At 37.5% G+C, this 20,735-nt stretch carries 21 protein-coding genes; 13 read left to right on the forward strand and 8 right to left on the reverse strand.

Annotated features, from left to right (window positions below; translation table 11 throughout):
• Positions 1-3: 3 nt before the first annotated feature.
• Entirely contained in the window at positions 4-504 is a 501-nt protein-coding gene (locus tag AB4153_RS00745; protein ID WP_248955176.1) for a DUF7000 family protein, read from the forward strand.
• On the opposite strand, the gene AB4153_RS00750 is transcribed toward AB4153_RS00745, so the two are convergent.
• Entirely contained in the window at positions 501-821 is a 321-nt protein-coding gene (locus tag AB4153_RS00750; RefSeq protein ID WP_102527338.1) for a glutaredoxin domain-containing protein, read from the reverse strand. The two genes, AB4153_RS00745 and AB4153_RS00750, sit on opposite strands and share 4 nt — an antisense overlap.
• A gap of 138 nt (positions 822-959) precedes the next feature.
• Entirely contained in the window at positions 960-1,592 is a 633-nt protein-coding gene (locus AB4153_RS00755; protein ID WP_371996018.1) for a hypothetical protein, read from the reverse strand.
• Between the two features lie 556 nt (positions 1,593-2,148).
• Between AB4153_RS00755 and AB4153_RS00760 the strand changes: the two genes are divergently transcribed.
• Positions 2,149-3,267 (forward strand): acyltransferase family protein, encoded by a 1,119-nt coding sequence (locus tag AB4153_RS00760; RefSeq protein ID WP_371996019.1) that lies wholly within the window; start codon positions 2,149-2,151, stop codon positions 3,265-3,267.
• Between the two features lie 204 nt (positions 3,268-3,471).
• Here AB4153_RS00760 and AB4153_RS00765 read toward each other — a convergent pair whose 3' ends face one another.
• A complete protein-coding gene (locus tag AB4153_RS00765) occupies positions 3,472-4,452 on the reverse strand; it encodes a hypothetical protein (protein ID WP_371996020.1) in 981 nt (326 codons plus the stop codon).
• Between the two features lie 294 nt (positions 4,453-4,746).
• Between AB4153_RS00765 and AB4153_RS00770 the strand changes: the two genes are divergently transcribed.
• The 9 genes from AB4153_RS00770 (at position 4,747) to galE (ending at position 13,258) form a co-directional block, all read left to right on the forward strand.
• Positions 4,747-5,493, forward strand: a complete 747-nt coding sequence (locus tag AB4153_RS00770) for a hypothetical protein (RefSeq protein WP_303516809.1) — start codon at positions 4,747-4,749, stop codon at positions 5,491-5,493.
• Positions 5,494-5,603: 110 nt separating this feature from the next.
• Positions 5,604-6,317, forward strand: a complete 714-nt coding sequence (locus AB4153_RS00775; RefSeq protein WP_371996021.1) for a pseudouridine synthase — start codon at positions 5,604-5,606, stop codon at positions 6,315-6,317.
• 144 nt (positions 6,318-6,461) lie between these two features.
• A complete protein-coding gene (locus AB4153_RS00780) occupies positions 6,462-6,770 on the forward strand; it encodes a YkgJ family cysteine cluster protein (protein WP_303516805.1) in 309 nt (102 codons plus the stop codon).
• Between the two features lie 41 nt (positions 6,771-6,811).
• Positions 6,812-7,360 (forward strand): hypothetical protein, encoded by a 549-nt coding sequence (locus AB4153_RS00785; RefSeq protein WP_303516803.1) that lies wholly within the window; start codon positions 6,812-6,814, stop codon positions 7,358-7,360.
• A gap of 732 nt (positions 7,361-8,092) precedes the next feature.
• Positions 8,093-9,667 (forward strand): sugar porter family MFS transporter, encoded by a 1,575-nt coding sequence (locus AB4153_RS00790; protein WP_371996022.1) that lies wholly within the window; start codon positions 8,093-8,095, stop codon positions 9,665-9,667.
• Positions 9,668-9,729: 62 nt separating this feature from the next.
• Positions 9,730-9,855 (forward strand): hypothetical protein, encoded by a 126-nt coding sequence (locus AB4153_RS00795; RefSeq protein ID WP_371996023.1) that lies wholly within the window; start codon positions 9,730-9,732, stop codon positions 9,853-9,855.
• 142 nt (positions 9,856-9,997) lie between these two features.
• Positions 9,998-11,050 (forward strand): UDP-glucose--hexose-1-phosphate uridylyltransferase, encoded by a 1,053-nt coding sequence (locus AB4153_RS00800; RefSeq protein WP_371996024.1) that lies wholly within the window; start codon positions 9,998-10,000, stop codon positions 11,048-11,050.
• A 9-nt stretch (positions 11,051-11,059) separates the two neighbouring features.
• Positions 11,060-12,217, forward strand: a complete 1,158-nt coding sequence (gene galK / locus AB4153_RS00805; RefSeq protein ID WP_371996025.1) for a galactokinase — start codon at positions 11,060-11,062, stop codon at positions 12,215-12,217.
• Positions 12,218-12,232: 15 nt separating this feature from the next.
• Positions 12,233-13,258 carry a UDP-glucose 4-epimerase GalE gene (gene galE / locus AB4153_RS00810; RefSeq protein ID WP_303516795.1) on the forward strand — a complete coding sequence of 342 codons (1,026 nt, stop codon included), beginning with the start codon at positions 12,233-12,235 and terminating at the stop codon, positions 13,256-13,258.
• A 465-nt stretch (positions 13,259-13,723) separates the two neighbouring features.
• On the opposite strand, the gene AB4153_RS00815 is transcribed toward galE, so the two are convergent.
• From AB4153_RS00815 to AB4153_RS00825, 3 genes are read right to left on the reverse strand one after another with little or no spacing between them, the layout of a single operon-like run.
• On the reverse strand, positions 13,724-15,031 hold the full coding sequence (locus AB4153_RS00815) for an NAD(P)/FAD-dependent oxidoreductase (protein ID WP_303516793.1): 1,308 nt from the start codon (positions 15,029-15,031) through the stop codon (positions 13,724-13,726).
• A gap of 32 nt (positions 15,032-15,063) precedes the next feature.
• Complete coding sequence (locus AB4153_RS00820; RefSeq protein WP_303516792.1) at positions 15,064-15,372, reverse strand: 2Fe-2S iron-sulfur cluster-binding protein; 309 nt, start codon at positions 15,370-15,372, stop codon at positions 15,064-15,066.
• Between the two features lie 25 nt (positions 15,373-15,397).
• Entirely contained in the window at positions 15,398-16,558 is a 1,161-nt protein-coding gene (locus AB4153_RS00825; RefSeq protein WP_371996026.1) for a cytochrome P450, read from the reverse strand.
• A gap of 205 nt (positions 16,559-16,763) precedes the next feature.
• Between AB4153_RS00825 and AB4153_RS00830 the strand changes: the two genes are divergently transcribed.
• Positions 16,764-17,348 carry a beta-phosphoglucomutase family hydrolase gene (locus AB4153_RS00830; RefSeq protein WP_303516788.1) on the forward strand — a complete coding sequence of 195 codons (585 nt, stop codon included), beginning with the start codon at positions 16,764-16,766 and terminating at the stop codon, positions 17,346-17,348.
• Positions 17,349-17,359: 11 nt separating this feature from the next.
• Here the strand turns inward: AB4153_RS00830 and AB4153_RS00835 are convergent, their stop codons facing one another.
• Complete coding sequence (locus AB4153_RS00835; RefSeq protein WP_371996028.1) at positions 17,360-18,136, reverse strand: phytanoyl-CoA dioxygenase family protein; 777 nt, start codon at positions 18,134-18,136, stop codon at positions 17,360-17,362.
• Positions 18,137-18,371: 235 nt separating this feature from the next.
• On the opposite strand from AB4153_RS00835, the gene AB4153_RS00840 reads away from it, so the two are divergent.
• Entirely contained in the window at positions 18,372-19,142 is a 771-nt protein-coding gene (locus AB4153_RS00840; RefSeq protein ID WP_303516784.1) for an IclR family transcriptional regulator, read from the forward strand.
• Positions 19,143-19,288: 146 nt separating this feature from the next.
• On the opposite strand, the gene AB4153_RS00845 is transcribed toward AB4153_RS00840, so the two are convergent.
• Positions 19,289-20,377, reverse strand: a complete 1,089-nt coding sequence (locus tag AB4153_RS00845; protein ID WP_371996029.1) for a 6-bladed beta-propeller — start codon at positions 20,375-20,377, stop codon at positions 19,289-19,291.
• Positions 20,378-20,735 lie beyond the last annotated feature (358 nt).

A 20,735-nucleotide genomic window follows, 5' to 3' on the forward strand; every position in this document is an offset into this window, starting at 1 on the left:
ATAATGAAAAACTTGAATGACATTGTGACTCTTTATCATAAAGAGCTGCGCAAAGGCGATATATTAGTTGCGTATAACGAGTTGGTGAAATTTGTAATGAACACCAGAACGGAACTAGTAAAAGATTTAGAACACCAATACTCTTTTACAAAAATTCGCCATGGCTACATGGATTTCACATATTTTTATTACACCAATGATTTTTTAAAGCGTAAAAATTTAAAATTTGCTCTTGTGTTAAATCACTTAGAAATGAGATTCGAGGTTTGGCTTTTAGGAAATACTATTCCAGTTCAAAAAGAATACTGGAACTGGTTAAAATCAACAAAGTGGAATAAAAAGAACAGTGAAATGCCTCAATATTCAATTATTGAGGCTGTAATAATCAATAAACCAGATTTTAATAACCTAAAATTACTATCCGAAAATATTCAGAAGAATATGATTCAAGTAACGGATGAAATCATAGCGTTATTGCAAGTACAAGCATCTAGCAAGGCTTAATGCAATGAAGCAACAATCTTACGAGGTTGAAACCCACGGATAATCACGCCATTGACTTGTAAGAGGGGAATCGCTTGCCCACCTAATGCTTCATAACGCTCATTAGCATCATAAGACTTTTCAATATCATAATCAGCAAACGCGATGTTATTGTCATTAAAGAACTGACGTGCATTCTTGCAGTAACCGCACCAGTCCGTTGAGTACATCACCACGACATTGTCGGCTGCAAAAGTGGGCTTGTTCGTGTTATTGGTTATGGCATCCCAATTCTGATATAACGCATAAAGAACGATTAAAACGAATAACTTTTTCAATTTACACCTTCCGTGGAGTAATGAGTGGTTTAGAGAAATAACTTAGCGTCATTGAATCTGAAAATAAGTTATTATCAATTTTTATGTTAAATTTAATTCGATGAGTTTTTATTTACTCAGATGAATGAGTTGAGTTCATTATTGTAAAAACTTGTACTTATCATCAATCACACATTGCTCAATTGGCATGGGATTATTATCACGATTCACAATCCAGCATTCGTCGTAAATAGAGCAGTAGCAAAGCTCTATTGAAATTAAATTATCCGCTTTTAAAATATCATCAACTTTATTACCTTTGTAAAGCACTGGCGTGATCGTCTTTTGCGCAGATAACACCGTTTTTCCTATGTGAGATTGCGTAACCTCTTCGAATACATTGATATCTCTCCATTGGGATAGATATTTTTTATCGTGTGTTACCTTAGCGTACTTGATGACCGCTGGTCCTGTACCATTGTTAGAAACAATATATCTAAATGAATCGTAACCATAGCCTCTAGCTATTTCAACACTGGGCCAAACTGAAGCGCGGGCATACGCACGATCGACAGAAGCTGAATAAATTGAAGTGAATGTCGTCACTATGCCGATAATTAATGCTGAGAAAGCAACAATCATTTCAGGATTCTGATACCAAGGTTTTTTAGCCAATTGTTGAACGATGAGGTTGTCAATTTGCTGTTCTCTGGTAGCTAACCTTTGCTCAGTCTCTGTTTGGTTGATTACTTGATCATTTACTTGAGAATTTGGCGGGATACCACTTTCCATGTTGGGAAATCCTATTGTGCATAATTGAATATTTTTATGGCTCGATGCTACCTATGTTAATAGCTTGTGACAAGTGTGTCTTGGTAAATTTAACCTAACTAAATGTCGCAGAATTAGTTAAAAGTACAATTAAATCAGATGAGTGACAGTATTCAATATGGCAGTATTCAAGATGGCAGTAATAAAGATGACAGTGTTAAGGGTGACAGTGTTCAAATTCGGCTGAGATACATTGTCTCATTGTGGAAGTTTATCATTGAGCCTTTAAGGTATTTGAGAAAAATAGCTGAAATTAATAATAACTAGGCAACATAATAAAATTTCATACTAGTGTTTTACCAGCATTAATTTCCACCATATTACCCCTCAAGTCGCATTAGCTGATCATCCCTGAATCCTTAAAACAGAAGCCCTGATGAACGGAATAATGTTGTTAGCTCACTGATAAAAAATAAATAGGGGTATAAAAGAAATTACCTGCAATCGTATGTAATTGAATATTATTAGTACAGTCGCTAGCTTAGTAAGTTAAGGGATTGCTAATTAAGATAAAAACATGCCAAAGCTATACAGAATATTCAACCAACTAGCACTTAATAAACACAGCCAAACTAAAACAAGCTTTAATCTGCCTCTACATTTGTTTAGAGGTTTAGCCATTATTGCAATTGTTGGCGCACATGCTTGGTCATTTATGATTTTTTGGACAGGGTCGTTAGACTCGATAGGACTTAAGGTTCTTTTTTCGATAACTGAAATGTTGTTTCATGGCTCAACGCTTTATTTTGCACTTATCTCCGGAATGCTATTTAGCATGGTATTAGCAAAACGCTCCTGGAAACAGTTTTATGAAAAAAAGTTATTACATGTAATTTTACCCTATATTGCAGTATCGTTATTTTACTTTTCGTTTTATGGGGGGTGGCAAAGCGAAATGCCTCAAAATGAATTTTTCATCAGTTTGTTGTTAGGAAAAGCGTCAATTCATTTGTGGTATATCCCCGTGTTAATGGTGCTATATCTTTTAACGCCATTGTTATGGCAATTGGTTAGCAATCCTCAATATAAATGGCTTACATTGACCGTGATACTGATCCCTTTGGTCATTTCACGTAGTCCATTTCCTGACTTTATTAAGTTACAAACGTTTTTTTATTTTGCTGGAGCCTACGCAACAGGCTTATTCTTCGGCTGTCATTTCAAGCGAGTTTTAGATTTTATTAATCTACACATTAAAAGCTTATTATTGTTATTAGTGGTGTTGAGTGCAGCGATTGTCGCTAGTTATTTTTTCGACTTTTACGATACTGGTTGGTTTTCTGTTAGGCAGTCATTAATCTATTTGCAAAAGTTGATTATTACAGGTGTTGTGTTAGTTGGGTTGTATTTAACAACAGTTAAACCTGAGTCTGCAAAGACGCCAAAGCAAATTTCATTTTTATCGTTGGTGACTGTGTTAGGTGACATGGCGTTTTCAGTTTATTTTTTACATGTATTTTTTATGGGCTGGATTATTTATGTAGCTCAAAACTGGCTAATAACTGACAGAAATACATTCGAAATAGGTTTATATGGACTCGCTAGTTTAGTTGGCTCTATTTTGGCAAGTGTCTTACTTACACTCATATTTCAAAAAATATTCTCAAATAGCTCGAGAAAATTGATCGGTGCATGACCTAGGTAGCTGAACAGATAGTATGAAATTATCACAGATTCGAAACACTAAAGTGTTAAGGATATAGTCGCTTTTTTACAATAGAACCTATCTGAGATAGTGGCTTGAAACTCAACGTTGGAATGTGCCTGATGAATAAATTAACGATACCACAAGGAGCATCATCTCACTCCTTGTGGGTATGATTAAAATAACCTAAGCGTATTATTTTACTGTGTATCTTAATAATACTTCGTTATCGAGTACTACATTCGTTGACCAAATAAAACTGGCGCCAGCACCGCTAAATTTATCAATAAAGTTCATATACGCTTTTTTATTTTTTACACCAATTTCATCTTCTGTGTATAGAGTTGCTTGTGGCCACAAACTTGAATCAAACTCTTTAGTCATCCAGTTATTCGGTGTCTGCCAATGAACAGCAAAAGCATCTTGTCCTTCATCAGTCCCTAGTGTACTGCATGTATTGGACATACGTTTACCTTTAGATTCTGTTAAACAAGTCAAATCATAAATAGGCGAGGTATAAAAAGTTTGCGCTTGCCAATCTTCATTAGTGACAGTGTCGTCACTAAAACTTGCTATAAAACCGCCATCACCAGGGTGATAAGCTTTACCTCGATTCTTTTCTGTTCCCAATCCCAGATTTTCTTCCCAATCAATGACTTTAATTGCAATCGTATAGGGTGTACGGACTTTAAATTTAACCAGACTTGAATTAAATGGCGTAAAAGGAACGGTATCAACTGCGATCATTTTGCCGTTGATATATAGCTCAAAATAATTGTCAGCAAAAATATAGCCAGTAATTTCCTCCCCATCAGGGTCAACAACAACGAGTGGCACATCAGCTTGATTGACATCAGCAATACTGCTGTGAGTGATGCCTGCACATTGCTCATATAAATCGATTGCTTTTGGAGCTGTAGTAAAGTGGTTTGAGGCAGGCACAGTCCATACTTTACCTTTTGAATCGGAAATTTCACCAATACCAGCCATGCGACTGCGTCCGCTTTTACAGTCAAAAATATTCGGTTCAATTGTTTTAGCTAAGCCTTGGGTAATACTTCCTGAGCCCTTGTATTGACTCAGACCACTTAAAGAAGCTGCAGATAAATTAACACTTACCATAGCTAATAAAGATATTGATGAAAGTGTAGTTATTTTAAGGGGATTAAAGGTCATGTAACTTATCCTTGTTAATCATCATTCTGTTTATAGATTAGTCTTAAACTGTAAATACAACAAAACATCTTATTATGAGAGATTAGATCCTCTGTATGAAAAGGTAGCAGGACATATTACCTAGTTGCTATTTAGGGTAAATAATCTGTAAAAATAGGTACATTCTGTTTAAATTTTTCGTTAGCATATCTGTAATCTCCCCACTTTTTGCTAAACCATAAAATTAAAGCTACTGATTTTAATTATTTTTTGACACAATAACATTTATAAGTGTGCTATCTAATGAGAATCTAAATGAAACAATTGATCGTTTTTGGTGTGTTATGTGTCAGTGTTAGTGGCTGTGATTTACTCGATGATATTATTCACCCTAAACCCATTGTTCCTGACGCTAAGATAGATTCGGGTTTTAAAGATCAGGCACGCCAATTAGGCTTGTCTGATGCGGTCATTAATCGTTTATGTGTGGCCACTAAAAAAATCGACACCCATTGCATTAATACAGTCAATGACAACGACGTCCGAGAAGTGAAAATTGAATATTCAATGGAACAAGCGGTTATCAATAAAGATAATGCCCGTAGCTATAATAATAGCCGTGTTGTATTTCATTTAGCGACCGATGACTCTGCATCAAAAGTGTATTTTGAGAATACTCGCCAATATATTCAAAGCGATGGTTATAGCTATACATGGTCTGAGCCTGAAGGTTACGAAACCACATCACTTTCATTAGCAAGTGATAGTGATAATCCTGTTTTATTGACTAATGTAAGTGAGATTGAAGAAGTCTCAGCTGAAGAGTTATATGAAACCACATATTCTGAATTATCAAATGACGACTATACATTAGTTGCTGGTGCTGAAGTAATGGATGACATTACGACGGTTCTGTTTCCATCATTAACCTATATGTTAACCTTAGATGAATCGTTAGAACCTATTGATAATAGCTTTGCTATTTACACCGGTGGTCACAGTAATATCTTAGGTAACTTTGCGCCGGTTATTGCTGATGCCATAGAAGAAGTTTGGTTCTAACTTTATCTGCTAATCAGTAAATCATTTCAGTATTAAAACGGCTTCAGGGCCGTTTTTTGTTTGGGTGTTAAGTGTAAAATACTCGTCAATATAAGTGATTAGATAAATAAATGAGATTAGACAAATTTGTAATGCGCAGCACTCGATTAACGAAGCAACAAGTAACCACTTGTATTGAATCTGGTGAAGTCACTGTTAATCAACAAGTCATAACAGATGTTCGTTACCAAGTGCATGAAAATAATTATATTGAATATCAAGGTAAGCAGTTAGTCCCAAGGCCTTTTAGGTATTTAATGTTTAATAAGCCGGTAGATACAATATGCTCAAATGTAGATGGAGATTATCCTTCGATTTTACATTATCTTGAAATTGAGAATAAGGATGAGCTTCATATTGCTGGCCGATTAGACGCCGACACAACAGGTTTAGTGCTTATCACTGATGATGGGCGCTGGTCTTTTAATATCATGAGACCAGAAATGCAATGTGAGAAAACATATCGAGTCACATTAGCAAAAGCCTTAATACTAGGCGTAGCTGAAAGATTTGCTGAAGGCTTGCTGTTACAGGGGGAATCTAACCCCACGTTACCCGCTAAGCTTGAACACATTGAAACAGATCCAAGCCATGAACCTGCTGCACATCAAGTTTTATTGACTATTTCTGAAGGACGCTACCACCAAGTCAAAAGAATGTTCTTTACTGTAGGGAATAAAGTAAAACAGTTACACCGCGAAAAGATTGGAAACTTAACGGTAGATATTCCTACTGGAACATGGCGATATTTAACAATAGATGAGGTTAAGTCACTGACTTATTAATTTATTGGTTAATTAATTCTGCAAATTTCACGCTATTCAGTCATTAAGTTATGTATAAGTACGGGGCTAAGGTATCATCTGCCCTAGATAACACACTTAGCTTATTTGTTTAAAATACAGCTATACGCTACAGCAACGGCTGATATGAAAATAGAAATCACTGAAATTTTAAGTATAGATAGTACAGATATCGATCCCAATATAACCTGTACTGGTTGTAAAGCGTGTTGTTGTAAATTAGAAGTGATTTTAATCTCAGAGACGGGCGTACCCATAGAGTATATCGGTGAAGATCAATGGGGCGGTGAAGTGATGAAACGCCTAGACGATGGTTGGTGTATTGCTGTTGATAGAGAAACCCTAATGTGTACGATTTATGAGAATCGACCATGGGTGTGTCGTGAGTTTGAAATGGGTTCATACGAGTGTGTAGAAGAAAGACAAAAAATGTAACAACTTAATTTAGATACTTTGAACAAAGGATTTGTCAGTAAATGAATGGAATGCAATTTTTTATTGAGTTATTAGATAAGCTCGCTTGGCCGCTAGTTTTTATTTTTAGTGTCGTCACACTTCAAAAGCCATTGTCAGCGTTAATTCCATTAGCCAAAAAGTTTAAATTCAAAGATTTTGAAGTGGAATTTGGCCAAGATTTAAAAGCGGTATCTAAAAAAGCCGAAGGAGCATTTCCTGAACTGGAAATTGACAAGAAATCTGTTTTAATCGCATCAGTCGACAATTTACCTAGCTCGTCAATTTTACAAGCTTGGAGTGAAGTAGATAAAGCCGCAGAAAACCTTATCAGCACCAAACTACCGAATGTCATTTTAGATTCTAATACACGCTATAAAGACATTGAAGAGACGCTAGTCACTGAACAAATCATTGATACCAAAAAAGCAAAATTATTCAGCGAACTACGTGTTCTTCGAAATAAAGTTGCCCATGCAAAAGGGTATGAAGTTGGCAAAGTAGAAGCTGTTCAGTACATAGAATTATGTTTTGTATTGGTCGATCATTTAAACCAACTTAAGCAAGCTTAGGCATTTAGATGCCATATCAAATGATCTCCCAAGTTAAATATAAGCTTGATATCTAACCTTGTTTTGGCAATGAAATCAGCTTGTGAATTGACTTTATTAAATAGTGGATCGCAAGCCCCAATAGTTATCTATTCCAATAGCGATAGACTATTAAACCACTAGCTAAAATATAAAGGAAACCTTCATCGTTTTTGTTGGCAACTTTCACCGAGTAAGCGCTAGGAAAAATAGTCCCCCAGTTATCAATTAATCGCCATCCTTATTGTAAATTACGACAGGATTAATAGGGTAGTCGTTAAACATCATGATGTTATCTTGGCTATTAACTGCGAGTGCATGACAGTTTTTACATGGTAATGGCTGATGTATAGCTTTCCCCTGTACAGTCAAGTTAATAAGTTAATTTGCCAATTGCTGATAATCATATCGTGAGAAGCATTCCCACTTTTAGGTAAGGTGTTTGGTTGGTAATCTTGTTGGCTTAATGATTGTTCGATTCTAATTCCTTAAAGGTAATCACACGTTAACTTATTGAAATTAAATGGTATTAGTGCTTTATGTTTAAGTTGCAGATATAAAAATAAGCTTGTATATATTTAATTGTTAACAATTTCGCATTTATAGGGTAACATGATTGCAACTTAAGGGAGAGTTGTCATAAGTTGATTTACCGCTTCAATTAGGTGGGAGATCTCATAGAGACAACAACAATAAAGAAAAGTAAAAACGGGGATGTTTATGAATAGTGATTCGCACAGCGTATATTATTGTGCCATGGTGGTTGCCTTTGGCGCTTTTATATTAGGACTCGATGCTGCGCTGATTTCTGGCACGATAAAATATGTTTCCGCTGAGTTTTCATTATCGGATATGGAAGTGGGTACTATGGTAAGTGCACCAGGCTTAGCTGTTTTACTTGCTTTAATGTTCACGGGTCACGTTTGCAATCAACTAGGTCGTAAGAAAACTCTAATCGGCATTTCCTTTATCTATATATTTTCCGCAATTGCTTCTACCTTCGCACCAAATTATGAAACTTTAGTTATTGCTAGGTTTATTGGCGGGTTGGCTTTTACTTCTTTATCTGTAGCTGCCATGTATATAGGTGAAATAGCACCGGCAAACATTCGTGGCAAGCTAGTTTCTATTGTACAAGTAAGTATAGTTGTTGGTTTTTCAGCAGCTTATTTTATTAACTACGGTATGTTGCAGTTGTCACAATCTGGTGCGGACTGGGTTGTAGCTCTGGGGTTGGATACGCAAACATGGCGCTGGATGTTAGGCATTGAAATTATCCCTGCCATTGTTTGGTTCGGCCTTTTATTTACTGTTCCTAAGAGCCCGCGCTGGTTGATCATGAAAGGCAAAGAAGAAGAAGCAAAAGAGATTATTGCCCGATTTGATCATGACTTATCGCCAGAAAAAGAAGTCGCACAAGTTAAACGAAGTCTTGAAATAGACCCCGCTAGCCAATCATTTTTCGCATCTTTTAAATCCTTGTTCTCAACCAAGTTACGTAAAGTGGTATTTATTGCGTTAACTATCGCTATTGTTCAGCAGACAACTGGTATTAATGCCATATTATTTTATGCACCAACTGTATTTGAACAAATTGGCGTAGGAACAGATGCAGCTTTTCTAAATGCTGTTGTAGTAGGTGTAGTCGGCGTAGCCTTTACTATTTTAGCTATTTTCTTAATTGATAAAGTAGGCCGTCGACCACTACTTATGTCCGGTCTTATTTTAGCTAGTATAAGTTTATATATTTGTCATATTGGCTTTAAGCAAGCAACTTATCAACTTACCACTGATGAGATTGTTGAAATTCAAAAGACACACCAGGTTGCAGGTATTGAAGCGTTGGCAGGTAAAACATTTGATACCGATGTTGAATTTAAAGCAGCGCTAAAGGCGCAGTTATCTGAATCAGAACTTAGAGCGGTTGAAAGCGTATTAATGCAAAGCGCGACTAACATTAATGTTGCGCTTGTGATGACAGGTATCATGTTATTTATTGTTGCTTTTCATTACTCCTTAGGACCAATACTTTGGGTACTATTTTCAGAAATATTTCCAACTGGTGTCCGTGGTGTTGCTATTCCAGTTTTTGCTTTTATTAGTTCGATGGTGAGCTATTTGGTTCAACAGTTTTTTCCTTGGTTATTAAATAACTTAGGCGCTGCTGATGTCTTTTTATTCTATGCTGTCAGTGGCGTTGTTGGTTTTGCATTTTTATACAAGTTGTTGCCGGAAACTAAACACAAAACCATTGAAGAAATTGAAGCGGAATTAGTGACCGCGAAGTAGTGGTGTGAAACTTTGAAGGCGAAATCGCAAGTTGCTTTGCTACAAATGGACCATAAATAACAGTGCAGTTTGCACCTGAAGCCATTGTTTTATTGCGACAACCAGAAGAAATAGAAATCGAAAAATCTGGTATTTATTACGGCCTATGCCATAAATATGATGAAAGCTATAAGAAACTACATCTGTAAATTTACGCCGCACAAATAATACGAGATGTGGCTAGGTTCCAGAACGCTGTTAGATAAAGCATTAACGAAAATTAGGGAGCTAGATAATAGCTTTTTATTTTTCACTTTATTATTTGTTGACAATTAAATGTAGATTATTGATATGACGACATTCGATCCAACTGAACACCCGCACCGCAGGTTTAACCCGTTAATTAATGAGTGGGTATTAGTATCCCCACATCGCGCTAAACGTCCATGGCAAGGACAAGAAGAGTCAGCTGACGTCAGTGTAAAGCCAAGTTATGACGAGTCGTGCTATTTATGTAAAGGGAATACCCGTGTTAATGGTGAAGTAAACCCTGAATATTCTGGCACATTTGTGTTTACTAATGACTTCGCGGCATTAAATGAGCAAACACCTGACTTTGAACAATCCGACCCTTTATTTCGTTTGAAAGCAGAACAAGGCGAAAGTCGCGTCATATGTTTCTCACCAGATCATGCCCGTTCATTACCTGAATTGACTCATCAAGAAGTTAGCGCCGTAATCGATACATGGCAAACACAATGTGCTCAACTATCTGAAAAGTATCATTGGGTACAAGTGTTTGAAAATAAGGGCGCTGTAATGGGGTGTTCAAATCCTCATCCCCATGGGCAAATTTGGGCGCAAAACCATTTACCTACATTGGTCGAAAAGAAACAAGATAGCTTCAGCGCCTATCAAAGCGAGTATGGTAGTTGTTTGTTGCTTGATTACGCTAAACGTGAATCAAGTGACGGCAGTCGAACGGTAGTTGAAAATAATGATTGGCTAGTCGTTGTTCCATTTTGGGCGGCTTGGCCTTTTGAAACACTAGTGTTGCCTAAGTTCCCTGTGACGAGAATGACCGAATTATCAAGCCAACAAAAATCTACATTAGCTGAAATATTGCACAGAATTACCGCTAAATACGATAACTTATTCCAATGCTCATTTCCCTATTCTATGGGTTGGCATGGTGCACCTTATGATGGTCAAGCTCACAGTGAATGGCAATTACATGCTCACTTTTTTCCTCCATTATTGCGCTCAGCCACGATTAAAAAATTCATGGTGGGTTATGAAATGATGGCCGAGGCGCAGCGGGATCTCACCGCCGAGCAAGCAGCTGAACGTTTACGTGCTTTATCAGATGTTCATTACACCATTCAAGAAAATGCCAACTCGTAGGAAAGTACCATGAGTCTAGTAGAAAAAGTTAAATCAGGATTTGAACAGCACTTTTCACAGCCGGAATCATTTATTGTTAAAGCGCCTGGCCGGGTCAATTTGATTGGTGAGCACACTGATTACAATGATGGGTTTGTATTGCCATGTGCGATAGATTACGCCACCTTTGTAGCCGTGTCGCCTAGAGCTGATGATAAAGTGAGTGTGGTGGCACTAGACTACGAAAGTGAACAGGATGAATTTTCCCTTAGTGAGCCGATTGAACACGTTAAAGGAAAGCAGTGGGCAAACTATGTACGTGGTGTAGTAGCCGAATTGCAAAAACGTAACTATCCATTAAAAGGTTGCAACTTAGCCATTACTGGCAATGTCCCTCAAGGTGCAGGTTTAAGCTCCTCTGCAGCTTTAGAAGTTGGGGTAACATATGCCTTTGACCAATATTGCCAATTAGGTATTTCAAAACAAGATGATGCCTTGATAAGTCAAGCGGCGGAGAACAATTTTGTCGGTTGTGCATGCGGCATTATGGATCAACTAATTTCAGCTTGTGGTAAAGAGCAAATGGCCCTAGGTATAGACTGCCGTAGCTTAAAATTGATAGATGTCTCTATACCAAAGGGGATGACCATAATGATGGTTAATTCTAATGTGAAACGTGGTTTGGTCGACAGTGAGTACAATGTCCGCCGTCAGCAATGTGAAGTGGCTGCTAATCACTTTGGCGTATCACATTTAAGAGACGTGCCTATTACGTTGTTCGAACTTAAAAAGCATGAATTGGATGATACCGTGGCAAAACGGGCAGAGCATATCGTATATGAAAACCAACGCACGCTTGAAGCAATGAAAGCCTTTAACGAAAATGACATTCAATCAATTAGTCAATTAATGGCACAAAGCCATGTATCAATGCGTGACTTGTTTGAAATCACTACGCCAGAAATTGATTTTTTAGTCGATATCATTGGTGATGTGCTAGCTGAGTCAGGTGGTGTACGTATGACAGGCGGTGGCTTTGGTGGCTGCATTGTCGCTTTAATACCAGATGAACAAGTGAATTCAGTCACCCAAGTCATAGAAGAAAAATATCAAGCTAAGACAGGGTTAAAAGAAAGCATATATATTAGTCAGCCTGTTCAAGGGGTGTCAGTGGTTACAACTCATTAATGCAAGGATGAAATTATGAGTAAAGTACTAGTAACAGGTGGAGCAGGGTATATTGGTAGCCATACATTGCTTTCGTTGCTTAATAAAGGTTACGAAGTCGTTGTTGTTGATAATCTGTCTAATTCTTCAAAAGAATCTATTTTACGGGTTGAAAAATTAACGGGAAAAGTGGTTACCTTCATAGAGACCGATATTCTAGATAAAGAAGCTATGGAGTATGTTTTTTCTAAACATAAAATTGATGCAGTCATACATTTTGCAGGTCTAAAAGCGGTTGGAGAGTCAGTACAAAAACCTCTGGAATATTATTACAACAACGTTCAAGGTACGATGATGTTGTTGTTTGTGATGAAAAAATTTAATGTTAATCAGCTAGTCTTTAGTTCGTCGGCAACCGTTTATGGTGAAGCAAACGAGCCGCCTTATAAAGAAAGTCAGCCAATAGGTAATCCTTCAAGCCCCTATGGTAAAACCAAAGCCATGGTAGAACAAATTTTAATGGATTATTGTAAAGCTAACAGTGATTTTAAAGTAGCAAACTTAAGGTACTTCAATCCAATAGGTGCTGATATTAGTGGAGAAATTGGTGAAGACCCAAATGGCATACCGAATAATTTAATGCCATTTGTTGCTCAGGTTGCGGTAGGAAAGCGTAAAAAGCTTGCTATATTTGGCGATGACTACCCAACTAAAGATGGCACTTGTTTACGAGACTATATTCACGTTACGGATTTAGCCGATGGTCATATAGATGCCCTTACATGGTTAATAAAACAACACAGTGGTTGCTGTGAAGCATTTAACTTAGGTACAGGTGAGCCTTTGTCCGTACTTGAAATTGTTCATGGTTTTGAAAAATATTCAAAGCAAAAGGTGGATTATGAATTCTCACCTCGTCGAGATGGTGATTTACCCGCTTTTTGGGCCGATGCAACCAAAGCGAAAGCTCAATTAGGTTGGCAGCCTACAAAGTCATTAGAAGACATCATGAAAGATACTTGGCGCTGGCAATCTAAAAATCCGAATGGTTATCCAAACTAGTTTTGCTTTAACCCTATGGCTAATAACTGAATGGCGTTGTGGCCTGAAGTGAAGATTTAAAATCTCATTTTTAGTCGTTTATTGATGTTTTGGATAATGTGTGGATTATTGGCCGCTCTTAAAAGTAGGGTGGCTAAATTCAATTTTTATTCAGATTAATGTACTAAATTGCCTCTATGCTATTGGTCCACTGGTTAGGAAAATTCAACACTTGCTCAGGAAAGTTAGAGAATGGCAGGCTTAATCCAAATCATACAGAATGAAAGGGCTAGCCCGCTATTTAGTTTTAGCTTAGCTAGAGTCATAACTAAGCTATTTTCATACCTAGCTATTTTCGTAACTAAGCTATAGTCAACTAACCAAAGCCAACTAACCAAAGTCAACTAACCAAAGTCAACTAAGGCCATCCTATTTAACCTTATGGGGTGAGAGAATGCTGCACAGCATGGAATACAATAGTTAAAGTTACCGAGTAAGAGCTTCAATAGACAAATCAGTTTGGCTATTGGCGAGTTGAGCTTTGTTTAATGTCGAATGTGTTTTTAAAAGCTTTGTGCCTAACACATAAGCCTTTGCGTGATTTACCGCGTCAATAGCAAGCAAGCGATCACCTTTAAAATACCAAACAGAAAATCTTTCTTGTGCTGCCTTTTGCTCACTGAGTTTTTCACTAAATTCTTTACTAAGTCTTTCACACAGTTCTTTACGAATGACAATATTATCGTAACCAGCCGCTAAACCAACCATTTGAAGTTTTACATCAAATTGATCTGACCAAAACCAAGGTAGAGCATTATACGTGTTGTCTTTTTCACAAATGTTTGCGCTCGCGACTTTGCCTTGGTCAACTGCATTTTGTACTGATTCTAAACGCAGCCAGCGATCGTAATATTGATTATGGTGGTATGCGCAGTCTCCTATTGCATAAATGTCATCGTGGTTAGTTTGACAGGTTTTTGTAACTTTGATGCCCTTTATAAGACCTTTATCTACATCAATACCAGCCTGCTCAGCTAACTCTTGGTTTACCCGAACTCCAACACCAATAAGAATAATGTCAGCTGGATAGTTGCTGCCGTCTTCACAGCAAACTATTTGCTCGTCGTTTGAATATTTTATAGCTTGCACATTTTTAGAAGTTTGAATGTTAACGCCGTTGTTTAAGTGCAGTTGTTCAAAATATGCAGACATTTCTGGCGATGTAACTCGAGCAAGTAAACGGCTCTCACGCTCTAGTACGGAAATTTTTCCGCCTAGTTTATTAAGTGAGGCAGCGGTTTCTAAACCAATATAACCACCACCAATGATTACAACTCGCTTTTGTTCAGTATGGTTGAACCTTGTACGAATTTGGTTAACATCTTCTGCAGTGCGCAGTGCAAAAACATTTTGGGCCGTATCTAATCCTTTAATAGGAGGAATAAAAGGGCGTGCACCAGTAGAAATAATTAATTTGTTATAGCGAAGGGAAACACCATTTGCCAAAAGGGCTATTTGTTTCTCTGGATCCAGTTGTGTTACTTTTTCACCTAACATTAAAGTAATGTTAGCTTTATCATAAGCCGTCTTTGCTTTAAGTACCTGCGGTTGATCAGCATTTACATCCGTTAAGTAGGCTTTAGAAAGCGGTGGTCTGTGATAAGGCAGTGTAGGGTCGCTATCAATTAAAATAATACTACCTAGCCAACCCTCTTTTCTTAGTGAAAAAGCAGCGCTAATGCCGCCGTGGCTTGCGCCTATGATTAGGCAAGTTTGATGTTCAGATAACGACATAATGTTCTCTATGTTTTTGTTAATGGCTAACGTTAGCCAGCTACCGTTAAAATAACGCCATCAATATCTTCTGATATTTCAATTTGACAGCATAAGCGGCTATGTTCATTCGCATTGTCGTCTAATTCCAGCATGTCTTGCTCTATTTCGCTGGCCTTACCTACCTTGCTTTGGTATTCCGGAGCTACGTGAACATGACAGGTGGCACATGAACATACACCACCACAGTCGCCATCGATGCCAGAGATACCATTTTGAACGGCCAGTTCCATCACTGAGCCTGAGTCTGCTTCTAACGTTACTTGCTCGTCTTCTTGTGTAATAAATGTGATTTTCGCCATAATTTCCCCCTAAGATACAATTAACTTACTTAGCCTTGAACGTGACATTCAAAGCGTGAAAACCTATTTTCCGCTGGAACTTATCCCAGTCTTCAATATTATCTTCAGCGCTATTAACGGTAATTGAATTGACTTTAGATGCTAATGATTTAAGTAATAAGGCTAGTAGTTGCCTAGCATGCGTTGCGCCTAAACAGTTATGGGTACTAAATCCGAAACCGACATGTGGGTTGATTTTACGATCAAGTACCACTTCATTGGCATTTTCAAATGCTTTACTATCGCGGTTTGCAGAAGCCCAGCATAATGAAATGCGGCTTTGTGCTTTTATTGCATGTTCACATACTTGAGTATCTTCCGTGGCAATGCGTCCCATATGGGTTAGTGGTGAGAAATAACGAACAAGCTCTTCCACTGCTTTTCCAGTAATGTCAGGCTCAATATCTAATCTCACTAATGACTCTGGATGATCAGCTAAATAAGCAACTGTATTAGTAACAGCATTGATAATGGTATCGCGTCCCCCGGCAAAGGTAAGAATCATCACGCCTTTAACTTCTTCTCTGGTAAGCTTTTTACCGTTTGCTTCACTTTTAAGCAGCAGCGAATATAAATCATCACCTGGATTTTTCGCGGCTTTATCTATTTGTGTGTCAATGTAGTCATATAAAATATTAGCTTTACTGGCATCAAGTGCAGTGTCATCACTTCTAAATACATGCGTCCCCCAACTGATCCAAAGCTCAGATTCCTCATAAGGAATGTTAAGCAGTAAAGTAAGAGCGCGTGATTGTAATTTGAGTGCAAAGTCTGTGACTACTTCAACTGTCGGCCTAGCGATAACTTCATCAACAAGATCATTAATGATATCGCTAAGTTTTTCTTGATAAGCGAGTTTTAAAGGACGTTTAAACCAAGGTTCAACTAAATCGCGATAGCCTTTATGTTTAGGTGGGTCAACTTCAAAAGGTATTTGACGAGTATCACGAATAGCCATTTCAGAAGGTACAACGATACGGCCAACTTCTTCGCCGCCAGATTGAAATACTTTCCAGTTATGGGCGCACTTTCTAACATCTTTTAGCCCCAAAACCATAGTGACAGGGTCATCTTGGTCATCAATGATTGCAGCGCCTTCGTTAAGGCGAGTCTGCTCAAACGGATCTGGTAATTCACTTACTTTCATTGTGCTATCTCGGTTTTATCAAATAACATTGTAAATAGTTAACAACATAATATTGTGCAAATTGAGCTTTAAATACCTACATAAGGCCGAAAAGTATTAAATATATGCTGTTTGAGTATGCCGGTATGGAAAGCTTGTGTTATTTATTGGTTCTATGTGTAAGAATTTAGCTTACTTTACATAAGCTTCAGAGCAGGAGTTGGCCGTGGATTTAAATAAATATCAAGGCATAATCTTTGACATGGATGGCACTTTAGTTGACTCCATGCCAAGACATGCAAAAGCATGGCAAAGAACCTGTGAACATTACAGTATTCCATTCGACAAAGCTTACATGTGGAATTTAGGTGGTGTACCTACAAAACAAATAGCGGTGCTTTTAAATGAGAAATTTAATCTGTCTCATGATCCAGAGGCTGTTACATTCACTAAAAGAAGTTTCTGGCGAGAAGATACATCGACACCAGCACTCATTCAGGTAACTAATGAAATATATCAGTTTTATTTAAATAAAATGCCGATAGCCGTTGGTACAGGTTCCGATAGGAAGCATGCAGAAGAGTTGTTAGCAGAACACGGTATTTTATCTAACTTGGCAGCACTGGTGACGTCATCGGATGTTAAAAATGGCAAACCACACCCAGAAACATTCTTAACCGCGGCCAGTAAAATGAGTATCCCAGCACACAAGTGTATTGTGTTTGAGGATACTCAAATAGGCTTTCAAGCAGCACAAAATGCTGGTATGGATTGTATACTTGTGCAAAATGGTAAACTAGTCAGTATGTAAGTAGCATCAACTTAAGCCGATGCAGTTTCTCGCCAATTTATTATGGCATTGTCTTCTACTTTTTCGAGTGGCATGTATACCAAAGAGTTCTCTCTAAATGGTTTAGCTGACTCGGCGCAATATGCGGGTATCATCACCCAACGTGGTTCTGTTGAAGTGTTTTGGTTTGACTTATGCAACAAGTTACAATGGAAGAAAAGCGTGTCACCAGGGTCTAATTCAACTTTTACTAGCTCATGATGTTTTAATGCTTCTTCAACAAATGTCATATTTGCACCTTTTTGATCGCCAGTTTTGTTGTGATCAATTCGGCCAATATGATGTGAACCTTTCAATACTTCTAGACAACCGTTTTCTATCGTTGCTTTGTTAATTGCGATCATACAACTAACGATTTTAGGGTATAAATGGAAATTGTCGGTTGCCCAATAGCCGTAGTCTTGATGCCACTCCCATGCTCCACCCACTAAAGGCTCTTTCATCATAATTTTAGTTGTAGTATGAAATACCGGCTCACCAAGGATCTTTTCCACAGAATCGGCTAAGCGCTTACCACGGGAAAACATGCTATAAAAATCGTCACCTAACTCTTGCCATAAACACACTTTGCTTACTGTGCCAGTGGCATCTTTTTTATACCAAGCACGTTGGTATAAGGATTCATCATTAAATACCGTATCTTGTAGTTTGCTAATTTCTGCTTGGTTGTAATAGCCTTTCACAATAACGTAACCGTCTCGGTGAAAGTCTTGTACTTGCTTATCAGTTAACAATAATTGATTGCTCATGCTTTTCCTCTGACATTGTCTTTATGTTTAATTATGTAGTCTTTATGTTTAATTATGTAGATTGTTGACAATGTTAGAACAGTTAACGCAATATATACAAATAATATTTAAATTTAAATTTGATATTCATATATGAATGTAAACGGCGATGATTTTGTGGTTTAACCGCAAGGAAATGACTTAGATTTGACGTTTTCAAGCGTTAAAGGTTTAAAGTTTAAAATGGATAAAAGTAATGGTTTATCAGCAAGAAAATAAATACGCAGTACCTGCGTTGGATAAAGCGCTGGATGTCTTAGAGTATTTAACCGAACAATCAGTACCTAAATCACAAGCAGAAATAGCTAAGGGATTAAAACGTAGCGCTAATGAAATTTATCGCATATTAATTGGCTTAGAAGCTAGAGGGTATCTAATTAGAGACGAAAAATCAGGTTGTTATCGTATATCGCTCAAGCTCTATAATTTATCGCATTCCATTTCTCCGGTAGATCAAATGCGTCAATGTGCGCTTCCTCATATGGAAGACTTAGCCGTCCAAATTGGGTTGTCATGCCATTTAAGCATGCTGTATCAGAGTAAGGTTATGGTAATTGTACAGGCTCGTAGCCATACCCCTGTGTCATTGAATATTACCGAAGGTTCAATTTTCCCAACGAGCACTACTGCATCAGGTAAAGTGTTATTGGCAAACAGTAATGAAGAAGTACGAGATATGATTTTAAAACGTGATCAAGGCTTTATTCAGTTAGCATCACATGAACAAACCGCTTTTATTAACGAACTTGCTAATATACAAAAACTGAGTTACATAGCAGGTAAAAGTGAGCTGACAGAAGGTGTATATGATTTTTCAACCTTGATTGGAAAACCACTAGGGTCAGTGGTTGCTGCACTCTCTGTATCTTCACTAAATACACAATTAGGCGCAAAATATAGCACTGAGAAAATTAAACACCTTGTTATGAATACAGCAGCCCAAATTACCAAACAATTAGGCTGCTAACAGCAATTAACGTTTTATTCATTATGCCATTTAACTATGTTGTTAGCTTATGACAAGTACTTGCCAGTAAACTTAAATAGTTCTCGGTTCTTATGTATTTAACATGGCTTCTATTATTGCCAAAAGCCGGTTTTACAATGAAAAGGTTATATTCTAATTAGCTGTATTGGATAGGTTTGCTGCGCATTCCATTGGCCAACATAAATATTTTCGTCATTATCGATACATAGTCCATGACAGTGCTTAAATACATCCCAAGTGGTTTGCATAGGCTGTAAAACGTTATCAATATATTCAGGCGCTGTTCCACCCAAATTTGATATGACTTTATTATTAATATCAAAAACACTAATGAAACCAGAATTATCAGCATTATGGCCATCAATGTGCGACCAACACACAGGCGCAAAAAAATGGTCGCCATGAAATACGGGTCCACCTATATAAGCACCTGCAACATCAATGGTGTCGAGGTAGTCGCCAGTTAAAGAATATTGTTTTAATGTATTGTCAGCACGAGAGCTAATGATGAGATGCTGTGAATTATCAGAAGAAACACTTTTAACAGATTGGCGCTTGTCGATACCAATACCATGGGTGTTAGCTAAGTTTAAACGTTCGTCACTATTATCATGCCCGCCCCAATGACGGATATATTTTCCGTTGCAGTCGTATTGTAAAACGTAATCCGAACCGTAGCCATCAGTCACGTATATGTCGCCGTTATCTGCAATGGCGATATCGGTAGGTCTAAATGGTTGGTCTGGACGATAAACACCTATGGTTTGAGGATGACTGATAGTGAATATCAATTGACCTGTAAGCGTGAGTTTTGCAATGAATCCTGCTTGAGGAACGACTCGATCTAAGCCATTACTTGGTGTCCAAAGACGATTAATCACCCAACCACAATCGACAACGTATAAAAAATCCTCTCCATTTTCATGATTAACTTTTACAGAGTGAGCGCCTGGAAATTGCCCACCCCAAGCATCGATAAGCTTACCGTCCTTGTTGTAAATAATAATATTATTTTGCGGATGATCACTCACCATAATAATTCGACCTTGAGAGTCAAAAGCAAGGTCATGACAATTCTCTACAGGTAATTGGTTTGAGCTGATTTGATTCCAATGCATATTAACTCGATATTGGAAATCTCCTTGGCCAATAACTATGCCATGTGGATCGGTAACCTGGTGCTTAGAAGGTGTTGATTTAACGTTTACTGACATTGTTTATCCTTGAAAAATTGATTGAAAATTGAGTTAAAATATTAAATATATTTAATTGTTAACAATGTTAGATTATTGTGATTAATTAAACTGTTAAATATTTGCACTGCTATTTGTGATTTATCACATCAATGTTCTTTCTAAATCAGTTGAGCGTTAACGCAACAATTAACACTAAAGGTAAGGAAGCAATAATGTCATTCATAATGGGGAAATTGGATTCTTTAAAAGAAGTGAACAGTGTGCGTTCAAAGCATAAAAATTCAATAGAAGAGTTAACTATTCGAAAAGAAAATATTAGTAGCATTGCGAACAAAGCTAAAACAGATTTGCTGCAAAGTAACAGTAACAGTAACAG

The organism is Shewanella sp. 10N.286.52.E4 (assembly GCF_041468785.1).
In the GTDB taxonomy this organism is placed as follows: domain Bacteria; phylum Pseudomonadota; class Gammaproteobacteria; order Enterobacterales; family Shewanellaceae; genus Shewanella; species Shewanella electrodiphila.

Bases quoted from the DNA above. Each gene is read 5' to 3' on its own strand.
- AB4153_RS00825 (WP_371996026.1), bottom strand. From the start codon at position 16,558: ATGAAAGTAAGTGAATTACCAGATCCGTTTGAGCAGACTCGCCTTAAC.
- AB4153_RS00835 (WP_371996028.1), bottom strand. From the start codon at position 18,136: ATGAGCAATCAATTATTGTTAACTGATAAGCAAGTACAAGACTTTCAC.
- AB4153_RS00775 (WP_371996021.1), top strand. From the start codon at position 5,604: ATGAGATTAGACAAATTTGTAATGCGCAGCACTCGATTAACGAAGCAA.
- galK (WP_371996025.1), top strand. From the start codon at position 11,060: ATGAGTCTAGTAGAAAAAGTTAAATCAGGATTTGAACAGCACTTTTCA.
- AB4153_RS00785 (WP_303516803.1), top strand. From the start codon at position 6,812: ATGAATGGAATGCAATTTTTTATTGAGTTATTAGATAAGCTCGCTTGG.
- AB4153_RS00755 (WP_371996018.1), bottom strand. From the start codon at position 1,592: ATGGAAAGTGGTATCCCGCCAAATTCTCAAGTAAATGATCAAGTAATC.
- AB4153_RS00840 (WP_303516784.1), top strand. From the start codon at position 18,372: ATGGTTTATCAGCAAGAAAATAAATACGCAGTACCTGCGTTGGATAAA.
- AB4153_RS00790 (WP_371996022.1), top strand. From the start codon at position 8,093: ATGTTTATGAATAGTGATTCGCACAGCGTATATTATTGTGCCATGGTG.
- AB4153_RS00760 (WP_371996019.1), top strand. From the start codon at position 2,149: ATGCCAAAGCTATACAGAATATTCAACCAACTAGCACTTAATAAACAC.
- AB4153_RS00800 (WP_371996024.1), top strand. From the start codon at position 9,998: ATGACGACATTCGATCCAACTGAACACCCGCACCGCAGGTTTAACCCG.
- AB4153_RS00770 (WP_303516809.1), top strand. From the start codon at position 4,747: ATGAAACAATTGATCGTTTTTGGTGTGTTATGTGTCAGTGTTAGTGGC.
- AB4153_RS00780 (WP_303516805.1), top strand. From the start codon at position 6,462: ATGAAAATAGAAATCACTGAAATTTTAAGTATAGATAGTACAGATATC.
- AB4153_RS00815 (WP_303516793.1), bottom strand. From the start codon at position 15,031: ATGTCGTTATCTGAACATCAAACTTGCCTAATCATAGGCGCAAGCCAC.
- AB4153_RS00845 (WP_371996029.1), bottom strand. From the start codon at position 20,377: ATGTCAGTAAACGTTAAATCAACACCTTCTAAGCACCAGGTTACCGAT.
- AB4153_RS00745 (WP_248955176.1), top strand. From the start codon at position 4: ATGAAAAACTTGAATGACATTGTGACTCTTTATCATAAAGAGCTGCGC.
- galE (WP_303516795.1), top strand. From the start codon at position 12,233: ATGAGTAAAGTACTAGTAACAGGTGGAGCAGGGTATATTGGTAGCCAT.
- AB4153_RS00820 (WP_303516792.1), bottom strand. From the start codon at position 15,372: ATGGCGAAAATCACATTTATTACACAAGAAGACGAGCAAGTAACGTTA.
- AB4153_RS00765 (WP_371996020.1), bottom strand. From the start codon at position 4,452: ATGACCTTTAATCCCCTTAAAATAACTACACTTTCATCAATATCTTTA.